The 14,347-nt window shown below is 42.0% G+C and carries 12 protein-coding genes; 5 read left to right on the forward strand and 7 right to left on the reverse strand.

All coding sequences use genetic code 11. The features are described 5' to 3' along the window. Nucleotides 1–64 precede the first annotated feature (64 nt). From I5907_RS05565 to pyrF, 5 genes are all read left to right on the forward strand, one after another. Nucleotides 65–739: an FMN-binding negative transcriptional regulator gene (locus I5907_RS05565; protein WP_196989727.1), complete on the forward strand. Its 675-nt coding sequence runs from the start codon at nt 65–67 to the stop codon at nt 737–739. Beyond that, nucleotides 736–1,638, forward strand: a complete 903-nt coding sequence (locus I5907_RS05570) for a glycerophosphodiester phosphodiesterase (protein ID WP_231401978.1) — start codon at nt 736–738, stop codon at nt 1,636–1,638. Before I5907_RS05565 ends, I5907_RS05570 begins: the two co-directional genes overlap by 4 nt. 9 nt (nt 1,639–1,647) lie before the next feature. After that, complete coding sequence (locus I5907_RS05575; protein WP_196989728.1) at nt 1,648–2,433, forward strand: SDR family oxidoreductase; 786 nt, start codon at nt 1,648–1,650, stop codon at nt 2,431–2,433. A 100-nt stretch (nt 2,434–2,533) separates the two neighbouring features. Next, on the forward strand, nt 2,534–3,799 hold the full coding sequence (gene kynU / locus I5907_RS05580) for a kynureninase (RefSeq protein WP_196989729.1): 1,266 nt from the start codon (nt 2,534–2,536) through the stop codon (nt 3,797–3,799). Between the two features lie 161 nt (nt 3,800–3,960). Then, nucleotides 3,961–4,767, forward strand: coding sequence for an orotidine-5'-phosphate decarboxylase (gene pyrF / locus I5907_RS05585; protein ID WP_196989730.1), 807 nt, complete (start codon nt 3,961–3,963; stop codon nt 4,765–4,767). On the opposite strand, the gene I5907_RS05590 is transcribed toward pyrF, so the two are convergent. From I5907_RS05590 to I5907_RS05620, 7 genes are all read right to left on the reverse strand, one after another. Continuing rightward, nucleotides 4,764–5,132 carry a YccF domain-containing protein gene (locus tag I5907_RS05590; protein WP_196989731.1) on the reverse strand — a complete coding sequence of 123 codons (369 nt, stop codon included), beginning with the start codon at nt 5,130–5,132 and terminating at the stop codon, nt 4,764–4,766. The two genes, pyrF and I5907_RS05590, sit on opposite strands and share 4 nt — an antisense overlap. 186 nt (nt 5,133–5,318) lie before the next feature. After that, the gene (locus I5907_RS05595; RefSeq protein ID WP_196989732.1) at nt 5,319–6,410 is read right to left on the reverse strand and encodes a hypothetical protein; all 1,092 of its coding nucleotides are present in this window, start codon (nt 6,408–6,410) and stop codon (nt 5,319–5,321) included. Between the two features lie 27 nt (nt 6,411–6,437). Then, a complete protein-coding gene (locus I5907_RS05600) occupies nt 6,438–7,175 on the reverse strand; it encodes a zinc-dependent peptidase (RefSeq protein WP_196989733.1) in 738 nt (245 codons plus the stop codon). A 48-nt stretch (nt 7,176–7,223) separates the two neighbouring features. After that, nucleotides 7,224–8,495 (reverse strand): DUF2130 domain-containing protein, encoded by a 1,272-nt coding sequence (locus I5907_RS05605; RefSeq protein ID WP_196989734.1) that lies wholly within the window; start codon nt 8,493–8,495, stop codon nt 7,224–7,226. A 311-nt stretch (nt 8,496–8,806) separates the two neighbouring features. Beyond that, nucleotides 8,807–10,315 (reverse strand): hypothetical protein, encoded by a 1,509-nt coding sequence (locus I5907_RS05610; RefSeq protein WP_196989735.1) that lies wholly within the window; start codon nt 10,313–10,315, stop codon nt 8,807–8,809. A 20-nt stretch (nt 10,316–10,335) separates the two neighbouring features. Then, nucleotides 10,336–11,469 (reverse strand): ABC transporter ATP-binding protein, encoded by a 1,134-nt coding sequence (locus I5907_RS05615; RefSeq protein WP_196989736.1) that lies wholly within the window; start codon nt 11,467–11,469, stop codon nt 10,336–10,338. 163 nt (nt 11,470–11,632) lie between these two features. Beyond that, nucleotides 11,633–14,149: a helix-turn-helix domain-containing protein gene (locus I5907_RS05620; RefSeq protein ID WP_196989737.1), complete on the reverse strand. Its 2,517-nt coding sequence runs from the start codon at nt 14,147–14,149 to the stop codon at nt 11,633–11,635. Nucleotides 14,150–14,347 lie beyond the last annotated feature (198 nt).

Consider the following 14,347-nt stretch of genomic DNA (forward strand, 5'->3'; position numbering starts at 1 on the left):
GTCGCACTCTTGTACTGTAGGTTTTTATAGCGGCTGAAGCGATCCCGGATAAACTGCCCGTTCCATGGCAGGCGGTTTAAAGAATATCTCTGCTTACCTTCGGTTTATGTACAACGTTCCACATTTTAAAACCAGCGCTCATGCAGATGTGGTGGCATTTATGCATGCGCATCCGTTTATAACACTCTGCGGTATAAATGAGCATAGCCAGCCGGTAGCTACGCATATACCGGTGCTTATCGAAGAGCGTAATGACAAACTTTTCCTGCTGGCACACGTTATGCGCAAACAGGAGCACACCAAGGCATTCGAAGCCAACCCAAACGTGCTGGCAATATTTTCCGGGGCGCATAGCTATGTAAGTGCGAGCTGGTATGAAAACAAACAGGTAGCCAGTACATGGAATTACCAGGCCGTACATGCCCGGGGAATTTTACAATTTCTTGATGATGCCGGTTTATATAATGTATTGAAAAAACTTACCGCAAATTTTGAGCAACATGCCGATTCACCCTCGCTGGTAGAAAAAATGGATGAGCAATACATGCAGCATAATATGAAAGCGATTGCAGCTTTCGAAATTGAGCTAACCGATGTTCAGCATGTGTTTAAACTCAGCCAAAACCGCGATGAAAAAAGTTATAACAACATAATTGAAACACTTGGTACAAAAGATGCAGATGCACAAAGTATTGCTGCAACCATGCAAAGCAGAAAATCTACAATTTTTCCTTCATGAAAAAAATCATTGCATTCGCATCACTTATTACAATGAGTTGCTCACCTAAGGTAAATCCTTCTTATGCCCCGCTACAGGGTGCCGGCAGGTTCGACCTGCAGGGGCACCGCGGCTGCCGGGGTTTATACCCGGAAAACACTGTTACGGCTTTCCTGGCAGGAGTAGACATGATGCTGCCAACACTTGAAATGGATGTGGTGATTACAAAAGACAACAAGGTGGTTGTATCGCACGACAATTATTTTTCCCACGAGTTTACCACCAGGCCAAACGGCGATACTGTAACCGAAGCCGAAGAGAAAGGGCTGAACATTTACCAAATGACCTACGATGAAGTTAAAACTTACGACGTGGGTTTAAAGCCACATCCGCGGTTTCCGCAGCAGCAGAAAATAAAAACGCATAAACCACTGCTGGCAGACGTGCTTGACAGCATTGTACAACACATGATGACCATGAAACGGCCGCCTGTAAACTTTAATATCGAAACAAAATGCTCCCCGGAAGGAGATGGTATCTATCACCCCAAACCCGCCGAATTTGTTGAACTGCTGGTTGCTGTAGTAAAAGAAAAAGGTATTGACGACAGAACTACGATTCAATCTTTCGACATTCGCACACTGCAATACCTGCATGAACATTACCCTGGTATAAAAACATCTTTACTGGTAGAAGATAAAAAACCGTTTGCGCAGCATTTAAAGGAACTGGGTTTTATACCCACGGTTTACAGTCCTGATTATACACTTGTAACACCATTGCTTGTAAAGCAATGTCATGATGCAGGTATACAATTAATACCCTGGACGGTAAATGACAAAGAAGCCATGCGCAAACTAAAAGTACTTGGGGCAGACGGCCTGATCTCAGACTACCCAAACCTGTATTTTGAATTGTAAAAGCCAGCTATGAATATATCGCTCCAAAACAAATACGCACTCGTTTGCGGCAGTACACAGGGTATTGGTTTGGCCATTGCAAAAGAGTTCGCCAGTAACGGCGCCACCTGCATTTTGATGGCCAGGAATGAAAATGCGTTGAAAGAAGTTGTACAAGAACTCAGTACCTCCAATGGTCAGCAACACAGCTATTTCGTTGCAGATTTTAGCCAGCCTCATGAGGTAAAAGAAGTAATAGAAAATTTTGCAAAACAGGGAACGTTGCACATCGTGGTAAACAATACCGGCGGGCCAAAAGCCGGACCAATAACAGACGCAGATGAAGATAGTTTTCGCATTGCTTTCAACCAACATGTAGTGTGCAACCAGCTTATTGCAAAAGCCGTTATACCTGGTATGAAAGAAGCGGGTTATGGCCGTATTATCAACATCATTTCTACTTCTGTAAAAATACCGTTGAACAATCTCGGTGTTTCCAATACCATCAGGGGTGCAGTTGCTTCATGGGCCAAAACAATGGCCAATGAACTGGGTGCCTTCAATATTACAGTAAACAATATTTTACCGGGAATGACCCAAACAGCAAGGCTTGACAGCCTGATACAACATACTGCTGCCACAAAAAATATTACAGTAGAAAAGGTTACAGAAAATATGCTCAATGAAATACCAATGAAGCGTTTTGGCGAGGCTTCAGAACTGGCAAATCTTGCAGCGTTCCTTGCATCGCCCGCTGCATCTTATATTAATGGAACAAGTATTCCTGTTGATGGTGGAAGAACAGGAAGCATTTAGTATTTGAAGTGGTGCATATTGTTATACAGTACAAGAGTGCGACGCAACAACAGTTCAATATTTATTCTATAGCCGGGTACAAAAAATTACTTCAACACTTATGACATTTGAAAATACTTTGGCCTTTGCACAGGAGGCAGATAACAATGATGATCTAAAAGATTTTCGCAATGCATTTTACTTTCCACAGCATAACGAAAGTGATGCCATCTATTTCTGCGGCAATTCGTTAGGGTTACAGCCAAAAAATGTAGAGGCAGCCATACAAACCGAGTTGCATACCTGGCGCCAGCTGGCGGTAGAAGGTTATTTTAAGGGTACCCATCCGTGGTTATGTTACCACGAATACCTTCGCGGGTCGCTTGCAAAAATTGTGGGTGCCAAACCAACAGAAGTTACTGTAATGAACGCGCTTACGGTAAACCTGCATTTTATGATGCTGAGCTTTTATAAACCCACCACGCAGCGCTATAAAATAATGATGGAGGCAGGTGCCTTTCCATCTGACCAGTACGCAGTGGAAACACAGGCAAGGCATTACGGGTTCGATCCTGCTGATGTGATCATAGAGATTGCCCCCCGCAGCGGTGAAAAGATTTTGCACGAAGAAGATATTATTGAAGCAATTGAAGCCCACAAAGATTCGCTTGCACTCACCATTTTTGGCGGCATCAATTATTATACCGGGCAGTTGTACAATATTCCGCTGATCACTGCTGCTGCGCAACAAGCCGGGGCAGTAGCGGGGTGGGACCTTGCGCACGTTACCGGTAATGTGCCCACACAACTGCACGACTGGAATGTGGACTTTGCTGTATGGTGCAGCTACAAATATCTTAACAGCGGCCCCGGTGCCGCAGGCGGTGTCTTTGTACACGAGAAGCATTCAAATGCAGATACATCGAGACTTGCAGGCTGGTGGGGTAACGATGAAAAGAGCCGGTTTAAAATGGAAAAAGGTTTTGTTCCCAAACAGGATGCAAGCGGCTGGAACCTCAGCACGTCGCAGGTGTTTAATATGGTTGCACTAAAGGCATCACTGGAGTTGTTTGACAAAGCCGGCATGCAAAATTTACGTGCAAAAAGCATTGCGCTTACAGGCTATCTTGAATACCTGTTACTGCAATTACATACAGGTGCTTTCGAGATTATTACACCGTCAAACGAACACAGGCGCGGCGCACAGCTATGTCTTTACTTTAAAGAAAAAGGTAAAGCAATTCATGAACAGCTTATGCAAAATGGTATTATTGTGGATTACCGCGAGCCTGGTGTTATAAGAATAGCGCCTGCTCCACTCTATTGCTCGTTTGAAGATGTATATAAATGCGTAAAAATTATAGGTGATGTGTTGGGTACCAGCTAAGGCTTTTCATGGCATCGCCGGTTGCGTCGCAATCCGTTCATCTTTCTGTTACTAATTGGGCAAAGCGAATGAAACATTGCTGGTGTGTTTAAAATGTTTTAGTCAATTCAAACAGTATTTCAAAAGATCCTGATTTCTTTTTCTCTTTTACCTTCGCAGCTATGAACCGTCAACAACTTGTGGAGCAGATTAAAGCCAAACGCTCCTTTCTTTGCGTGGGCCTTGATACAGACATTACCAAACTGCCCATGCATTTGCAAAAGCAGCCCGGTGCGCTGTTTGCATTTAACAAAGCCATTATTGATGCTACCAAAGATTACTGTGTATCCTACAAAATAAATACGGCTTTTTACGAAGCTCTCGGGCTGAAAGGATGGGAAGCAATGGAGCAAACCGTTGACTATATTCCGGCCACGCATTTTACCATTGCAGATGCCAAACGCGGTGATATTGGCAACACATCAACACAGTATGCAAAAGCCTTTTTTGAAACACTGAAATTTGATGCGGTTACCGTGGCACCTTATATGGGCGAAGACAGTATTCGCCCTTTTATGGAATACGACAACAAGTTTGTAATTGTACTTGGATTAACCTCTAACAAGGGTGCACGGGATTTTGAACTGCAAAAGATGGGTGACAGTTTTTTATATGAGAAAGTAATTTCAACTGTTGCTATGTGGGGTACACCTGCAAACCTGATGTTTGTTGTTGGTGCAACACAAACCAGTGAGCTGGCCAACATTCGTAACATGATACCGGACCATTTTTTACTGGTACCCGGTGTTGGTGCACAAGGTGGCAGCCTGCAGGAAGTAAGTACTGTTGGCATGAACAAAGATTGCGGCCTGCTGGTAAATGCAAGCAGGGCCATTATTTATGCATCAGCAGGTGAAGATTTTGCGGAAGCTGCCGGCAACGTAGCAAAAGATTACCAGCAGGAGATGAGCGGTTACCTGCGTTTCTAAACAACAGACTTGCCAAAAGGCGTTAAAGATATTTCTGCCAGTTTGAAGTGTTGTTTTGCAAACGGGATACCGATAATGGTAATAAACAAAAGCAAACCAAAAACGATGTGTACCGCTGCCGTATAAAGGCCGCCTGTAAACAGCCAGATGATATTGAAAAGCAGGGAAAGACAACCCCCGCTGTTACTGTTGCTTACTATTTTCTTACCAAATGGCCACAGCACTAATCCTGCTATTTTAAAACACTGCATGCCAAAGGGTATGCCTACAACCGTAAGGCATAAAATAAAACCGCCGAAGACATAACCGAGTGCCGCGGCAAAACCGCCGAATATGAGCCAGATAAGATTGCCTATAAAGTTCATGGTATAAAAATAACAGTAAGGGTTTTATTCACAGGCCACGATTGTTATAAGCGGCAAAGTGACTTAAACGTTTGTTGCACCGGAGCTGCTGCATAAAGCTATACTGTACAAGAGTGCGACGCAACGGAAGCTTAATGCATGTACTACAGCTTGGCCCATAATAAGTGCATGCGTCTTAGCGGGTAATCAATCATCAAAACGGTTTTTGGTACGTGGTATGTGTGCAAGGCTTTTCCTGAGTGTGTGTTTAAGTTGCGTTTTTACAAGCTGGCCCATGGTTTTACAACGCAGAAAAGACAGTTCATGAAAGTGATCGGCAAGCTCTACCCTTAACTGGTTTATTTTTTCCAAGCTCGAGATATCTGCATTGTTCATGATATCCAGCAATTCCATTACGCGGTAGCGCGATGAAACCAGCCGGAAGGTCATCATCGTTCGCTCCTCTGCCTGGTATTGCGCAATAGACTCGCGGTCGAGGTGTTTTAATACCATATCTACAAACGGCCTGTTTTCTTTGAAGAACTGTGGCAGGTAAAGATTTTTTTTGCCCTCATAGCTTTGCTGATCAAAATCTATGGCGCGTATGCGGTACTGGTAATCATCATCAATATCGGGCAATACATTTATGACAAAATTATAACTGCGCATATCGCCCAGCAGTCGTACAAAGCAACGTTCGTTGAATTTTACGAATTCTTTTGCAAAGCGGATAATGTTGGTGGTACTTTCGAAGAGTTGTCGCTCTGCAAACACATCTCCGGGAATACCGGGTATGTGTTCTTCCACGAGTGTATCGAGATGCGTTAAAAAAGTAATGCGGTTGGGAGAGAGCAGGTGCTCAAGCTCGAGCCCATACACACGGCTTGCATCTGCCTGTTTGATGTAGTAATGATCGTGGTTGTCGTTAAACTTGTTTACGATGCGTATGCGAAAAGGCTGGCTGTTGCCAAAGCTGCAGAAATCGATGCGTGCAACATCAAGGTGGCTGGTGAAACTAAGGTCGCCTTCTGTTTTTAAAATGGCGTATATCTGTACCAGGCTTTCGCGCAGGAACTCCCACTCACGCATATCATAAGTAACGGTCTCCCACAAAGTAGGTTTGCCGGTTTTGTCTTTTAACGGTATGGAATAGGTGAAGCGTTGCAGGTCTTTGTAAGAAGCGGGTAATTTTACTTCCCTGCCATGCTTTTTTAAATAACTGCGCAAAGTATTATTCAGGTGAAAGATGGGCTTCTTTTTGGAAGGCCTGATATTATCTTCTTTTGCGGCTTCAAACATGCATGAAAATTACAACATCCGTTCTTCTCAGGGCAATAATGGATTGGTTTTATTTAGCGGATCCTGGTTCAGTAATTCTTTTAAATTATCAAACAGTTCCGGGTAATGTTCCTGTAAGGCTTCGGGTTTTTCGAAAAAGAGTTCAATACTTTCGGCCCAGAACTCCTGCAGGTTTTTGTATGCATAATCTGAGTACAATACGTTGTAGTTATGCCTCAGTGTATAGATCTCTTCGCTTTCCTCCATCACATCAGACAGCTCTTTTATAAACCCTTTTCGTTTACCATTGTGTGCAATTACATGCTGGTAGTACAGGGCATGTGCCATTTCATGCAAGCCCACATTGGCGCCATCCCTGTCGTCTGCAATACCTTTTAAAAAATGGTTCCACGCAACAGTGATCACATTCTCTTCCACATGGCCGGCCAGCACACGCAACGCGTGTGGATCATCTGCAAAATATTCTTCGGCATGTACGCGTATATACCTGAACCACGGCAGCTCAAATTCCTGCAGGCCGAAGGTAAGTTGAACTGCTGCGGCAGACAATAACACCGGCACCTCTTTATATGCCTGGCTGCCCGGAATGATAAAGGATTTTACCGCGATAAAGCGCTGCACACGATTTTCGAAAACGTGTTTCAATTGCGGCAGCAGGTGCGCATAGTAAGGGAATCTCTTTAGGAGAATAGCGGTCAGTTCTGCTTTATGCAGCTTAATGCGCCGGCCGTCATACACATAATCTTTATTATGTTCGTTTGTCATTACAATGATAATTGCTTCGATTTTTGTCCGTTGTCTTTTACGGGAAAGTTAGTCCGGCAATCCGCCTTCATTGTCTTCCAGTAAATTCAGGTTTACCGCATCTGCGCCCGCTATGCCTTCGATAGAACCTTTAATATGTGCTGCATTCAGCAGCACTTTTTCCAATTGCTTTTCTCTTGCTTTCCAGAGTTTTTCCATCGCATCGCGTTCTTTCTGAATACTCAGTTTCATACTCATAAAACCTTCTCTTATGGCCTTCCATTGTTCGCTGAATTCGTTACCGATGAGGTAATCATACAACATCACCATTTTATCACCTTTGTTTTCCTGGCTCTTTTTGGTATCTGCAATTTTTAAAATGGCATTGCGCAGCAATAATGATACACTTCTTACTTCTGTAAAAGAGCAAATGTACACACCGTCTTTTTCGCCAAACCTGTCCATATCTTTTGGATAAGCCTGTGTAACAATAACGGCAACATCAGCCCCCAGCGTACGCATATCATGCTTCAGCTTTTCTATCCAGTCTCCGCCAAAATCTTTGGTGCGTTTGCTTTCATAAATGATCTTACCGGCCTCACTGCCAAACTGGTTGCGTACAATTTGTATACAATCTGCGCCACGCACGCCTTTGCCCACTTCCTGTATTTTATCGAAAGGGAAAGTGGCCTGTAATATTTCTTCAAGCATCAGTTCCTGTACTTCGCCCTGCAACTGCATGCTGCCCTGTTCTGCCTTTCGTTTCATTTCATCTACCAGTTTCTTCTGGTCTTCTATCTGCTTTTCCATTTCACGCATTTTCATCTGGTATTCCTGCTCTTTCAAACCCATGCGTTCATGCTCTTCTTTCAGTAATTGTTCCTTCATTTTGGCACGCTCACTTAGTAACTGCCGTTGCAACTGCAGTTCCATTTCCTCCTGCTTTTCTTTCAGTTGCTTTTCTCTTTGCAAAAACTCCAGTTCTTTCCTGCGGGCCTGCTTTAATTTTTCTTCGCTGTCTGTGGCAGATTCCTTCAATATGCGCAACTGGTTTTCATAGTCGGCAGATAACGACTTGCGAATGGCTTCTTCCATCTGCTGGTTTTTCTTCTTCAGCTCTTCATCCAGCTTTTTTTGAAAGCTTTCTTCCTGTTGCTGTTTCTGCCGGCTGAATTCATCTTCTTTCCGGCGCAGTTCTTCTTCTTTGGTTTTTTTATAATCAAGCATTTGCTGGCGCAACTGCTGTTTTTCTTTTTCAATAGATTCTTTCAGTTCATCATTCAATGCTTCTTCCAGCGGAAACTCAAATCCACAACTCGGGCATTTTATCATTGTAGCCATTACCTTAATTTTTCACAAATTAATTAGTGGAACGATAAAAAAGCAGAAAGATTTGGTAACCGGCTACAGTATTGTATGGCATCACCTGTTGTGTCACTCACTTCAGGGTCCCTTTTTCATGGCGACTACAGCGATTAGCTATAATGTTGGTAAGTAATTCCAACACATTTTATGGCAGGTTGCACTAAACTCGCTCCTAAGCTAGAATACGCTGATAACGGTCAGGTGTCTAGCGGCGTTAGAACGTTGCAAAAAACCCATAAATTTCGGCAAGGCGGTTTGCTTTTTTTAAACCTTTATTAAGTAACTGCCTAATCCTGCGGAAGTGAATACCACTTTCTATACAAGCTGTGCATAAAAATAAATATGGAAAGTATAAATATAACAGGGCCAGCTACTTCGGCAATTTTAAAAAGCATATCTAACGAAGCGGGATCATAGGTTTTGGTTTCCATATGCTCGTAATAGTAATTACGCTGTATTGCTTCAGTAAGTGCTATTACCACTAAAGGTAAAAAGGCCAGCATCAATGTAACGCTGTTTATCGCAATGCCTGTGATTATATTCCGCTTTTTATTTGTAAAAGCTAATATTGATAGTACAGAAAAAATAATAAAATAGAATAAATACCAACCATAAACCGCAGCCTGAGAGGAATGAAAAAGACCTATGAATATGCCACTTATTATAAAAAGAACAACAAGGCATAGTAATGTAATGAAGAAGGTTTTAATACTTGAATGCCTGAAAACAAAAAGAATTATAGAAAAGATAAGGGACGTATAAAAGATGATTCTCAGTAATGCCAGCCCTAAAAATCCTGTCCATCTGTACGCTTTTGAATTATAGTTGTTGATGCCATTGTTAATAGTGGTAAGCCGATACCTGGCATCTATTGTTTCTTTCGGCTTTTGGGGATCATAGCTGGTTGCATATTTTGGTTCATTTTCTTTCAGGTAATACTTGTTTAACAATTTATCCAAGGAATTTTTTACTAGTTTCTTATTCGGTGCCACATAATGCGCCAAAACCGAATCATAAATTTCTTTTGATGACATGGTTTTATGGGAAGATGATCTACGCCAATAAGATTCTCCTACAAAAACATAATCGGGGCACTCAAAAAAAGCATAAAGTGTATCATTGATTTTTACCATGCTGTCAGCAGTTGCCACTTTAGATCTTAATTCTACCGTATCAATTATCTTGTAATAGCCATGTATAAAAGCAACAGTAGTATCGGCATAATCTTCTTCGTATGTATCTACTGTTTCAACATCAATATACTGACGCTTTAAGTTTTCGGGCAATGTGTCCATAACAACTACAGTATCTACATTCCAGGGCTTATTGTAATATGAATATTCCAGTTGGTTAATATATACGTTCATTTTATTGATGTCTGTAATAACTTTTGATTTTGAATAATCCCGGTTGGCTTTAATCGTTTCAACAAGAGCGGGTATGTAAGCAAAAGAGCATATTGCAGCGGTAGAAATAAAATAAAGCAGGTATACGATTGTTGTACGCATTGGGCTTATCTGTCCGAATCTTTTAAATACGTTAAACCGCAACAAATAAATGATCCAGATAATAATGCCGAGTAAGCTTATTATAGAAAGAAAGCCGGCCCAGGTTATTGCCGTTGTATCAGCAAGTGCATGTGCAGGAATGATATAACAAGTAAGCGCCAGCACGATGTTTATTACAATACAATAATATATTACAAGGTGTGCTCTTGTACTCCATAATTCAGGGTTATTCTTTAAAAACTTATCATCAAATCTTTTTAGAAAAGCAGGAATAAAAGGACGTATCATGAATTTTTTTTAAATGGGTTTTAGAAATAGCGTTTGGTTGAATTGGTAATATCCCTGTAATACTGTATTTCAATACCGGCATTTACAAGTTTTTGTAGCAGTTGTTTTGCTGAAATAGTTTCTGCTACTATTGTATAAAAACCACCATTGTATTGAACAGTTGCTTCAGCGCCAAGCACATTACCAATCAGTTCCCTTTCAGCATTGCTTTCTATTTCGATTGCATTACTTGCAGCAGATTCATTTTGCGTGTTGGTTGTATAAATACATTTACCTTTTTTAATAAGCAAAACATTATCTGCCACTTTTTCTACTTCATGCAATTGCTGAGAGCTTAAAACAATACCGAGTGGATGACGAACCGATTTGGCAAGGTTTCTTAAATCTGTGAGCAGCGTTTGCTGCGCATTAATATCAAGATTTGCCAAAGGCTCATCTAAAATAAGTAATGAAGGTTTCTGAAGTAGTACTCTTGCAATTTCAAAGCGCGTTCTGTACCCACTGCTTATTTGCTTCCATGTAAGATGTGCATATGAGCTGAGATTAAGCCGTTCCAGCATAAAATCAACCATTAGTTCGTTTGCTTTTCCTTTAACGCCACTCAATGCAGCGGAAAAGTGCAGATTGTCTTTAAGCATTCCATACCAAACCGGAATCCGCTGCGGAATAAAGGCAACGTGGCCTTTGATTGTATAGTAATCCGCTTTGCGAAGATTATGGTAAATAATGTTTCCACGGTCTATAGCAAGATCTCCTGACAAGCAGGAAAGGAGTGTTGTTTTTCCATTCCCGTTTTCGCCTACAACGCCAAGTATATCACCTGTTCTTATTTCAAAACTTATCGGGTGCAAAGTGAAGTTTCCCTTTGAATAACTTTTTCCAATTTGGTCAACATTCAATAAAGGCATAGCGGCAAATCTTCCGCTGGGAAATGAACTTATACGCGTAATCAAGTCATCTGCCTTATTAAAAAAATCCTGTCCCGGATTTTCATCATTGTTTTGCAAACGATGATATTGTTTACTCCAGGAAATTGCTTCTGTAACGAGGTCATCATCCTGCGTATCAAGAGCAGCGTCAAGGGTTCTTCTTACTGCGAGTGATATGTCTCCATACTGAATAAATGACTTGATTGAATCGGTGGTTAGGGCCATAGTGGTTGTTTAAAAATGAAATATAGTACTAAGACTAATACATCTCATTTTTTCAAACTACAAAATTTTAAGAAGCCTATAATCCGGCGCAACAGCCCAATAATGAACAGAAACGTACAAGTGAGTGACACAACCAAAGCTTAATAGTACTACAGAAGCCGGCTTACAATTGCTGCTTTTCTTTGTTCTTTAAATGATTGAGCGAGGCTATAACAAACTTAATCTCTCCATACGTTACCTGGTCTCCCAACTGTTGTTTAACCGGCGCCGAAGCATTGTTTTCCATATTCCTTACAACCGGCTCTATCAATACAATTTTTTCTGTACTTACCAGTTCATTAACAGACAACTCTCCCTGCTCTATATAGTATGCAAGGTGTGTTTCTATAGTACCTGCCGCAAGGTTTCTTTCCTGCGCTATTTCTGCTATTGATTTGCCTGCTTTGTACAGTTTGTAAGATTCCAGTTTGGTATCAGTTTTTTCACCGGCAGGTTTTGTTTCCTTTTTTTCTTTTTTTACAACGGGTTTTTCGTGTATGCACGATGTCAGGTTGCGTTCCGCTGCGTAGGCATTTATCAACTCTATAAACTGCTGGCCGTAACTTTCGATCTTTGCTTTTCCAAAACCTGTTATCTGCGCCAGTTCTTCCAGGGTTTGTGGCAGGTAGGTGGAAAGTTCGTGCAGGGTGTCTCCGGATGCAACAAGGTACACCGGTACATTTTTTTGAGAGACTATCTTATCTCTTAACAGCCTGAGTTGCTGGAATAACGCCGGGTGTGGCGTTTCCGTTTTTTGCTGCGTTTTATTGTTGGCCACAGCATAGGCATTTACCCGTAGTTGAGTAACACGAAACCCTTTCCTGTGCATGGCGAACGATGCGGCATTGAAACCCTCTTCCAGGCCTTTTGTTGTGTGCACAGCCTGTGAGAGTGCCACATGTACATCGTGCAGCAGCAAATTGTACACCATGGCTTTTTGCTTGCTGTCAGTAACAGCAACCGAACCTGCGAGGTAGCGGTCTGCTACCTGCAGTTGCTCTGCAAAATATTTAGATGCAGCCATTAACCTGCCCTGCAGTGCTTCATGTTGTTCGGGAATATAAGGCTCATTGAGCAGTGCCTGCAGTTGCGGTTTAAACTTATCGAGTACGCCTGCAATATGATCCAGCCGCTCCTGCAGTGTAGCCAGCCATGTAAGTACTTCTTCGTTGAAATATTTTATTTCTTCTGTTACAAATTTTTCAAATACGCTTACGGCTTTAAAGATCGCATCAATATCAAACACTGATGTAAGTACAGATGACTGGTACACCCTTTTTGATTCGTTGAGGGCGTAATTCAGTTGCGCTGCGGCTTCTTTCTGCCGCGAGAACTGTACAATTCTTTCATCATTGCGCATACCATTGCCTGTTATGCGGCTCTTTAACACAATTCCGCCTAACGTTGTACAACGGCTTAGCGCCACATATACCTGCCCGCTGGCAAAAGCAGCACCGGCATCTATGATCGCTTTCTCAAAAGTAAGCCCCTGGCTTTTGTGTATGGTAATGGCCCAGGCAAGCCTTAAGGGAAACTGCTCAAATGAACCAATTACTTCTTCTTCTACACGCTGCGTAGAAGCATTGAGTGTGTAACGTATATTCTCCCATTTTTCTTTCCTGAGCTCAATGGCAGCGGGGTCATCTTTGCATTGCACAAAAACGCTTTCTGTTTCAAGCCTGGTAACCACCCCAATTTTACCATTAAAGTATTTCTTCTCGGGGTCATTCTTTATCATCATTACCTGTGCGCCTTCTTTTAGCTGCAACAGTTCATCGGCGGGATAACTTTTTTCGTAAAACTCGCCGGTGATTACCGCTTTATAGTTTACCACGGCTGAAGACAGCTTGTTCAGCTGGTCTGCGTTAATAGCGTCTGCTTTGTAATTATGCGTGGTAAGGGTTATGTAACCTGCATCTTTCGATGGTTGAAAATCGGCATTAAACCTGCTGTTCAGCAAATGAAATCCTTCTTCATCCATTTCATTGTTGCGCACCTTGTTCAGCAGGTCTATAAACTGTTGCTCATTTTGCCGGTAAATTTTGTTCAGTTCTATGTGAACCGGTTCTTCATTCATCAATACATGGCTATCAAAAAAGAAAGGGCTGCGGTAATGTGGTGCAAGTATGCGCCATTCATCTTCCTGTACTACCGGTGGCAGCTGAAACATATCGCCTATAAAAAGCAATTGTACACCGCCAAAAGGTTCGCTGTACCTGTTGCGAAAATGCCTTAACACCACATCAATGGCATCAAGCACATCACACCTTACCATACTTATCTCATCGATGATCAACAGTTCGAGTTGTTGCAACACCTTTCGCCTGTCGCCATTCATTTTAATTCTGCCCAGCAGGTGATGCCGGTCAATACCGGCAGTTTGCTGAAAGCCTTTGCTTTCCGGTATATACGGGGTAAAAGGCAATTGAAAAAATGAATGAATGGTGGCGCCGCCCGCATTAATGGCTGCAACACCTGTTGGTGCAATTACGGCCACCTGTTTATGTGTATTGGCCTGTATGTATTTAAGGAAAGTTGTTTTACCGGTGCCTGCCCGCCCCGTTAAAAATACGGGCCGGCTGGTGTATTGAATAAAATTGGCAGCTATGGTAAACAAACTGTTCTGATCATCGTGCAACATGTAACAAAGCTAACAATAGCATAGAGAAAAGAAAATGAAAAATAAAGTGACGCAATGCAGTAACCGGCAGCGGTATTTACTGGCGTGAAAACTGAATTTAATTATTGTACCAAATGTAGTTTTTAGTTGCACTGAATGCTTTATATATTATTGTTTCAGAGGTAGCATTTACTGGCGTGAACACTGAATTTAATTATT

Source organism: Panacibacter microcysteis, assembly GCF_015831355.1.
Lineage (GTDB): Bacteria > Bacteroidota > Bacteroidia > Chitinophagales > Chitinophagaceae > Panacibacter > Panacibacter microcysteis.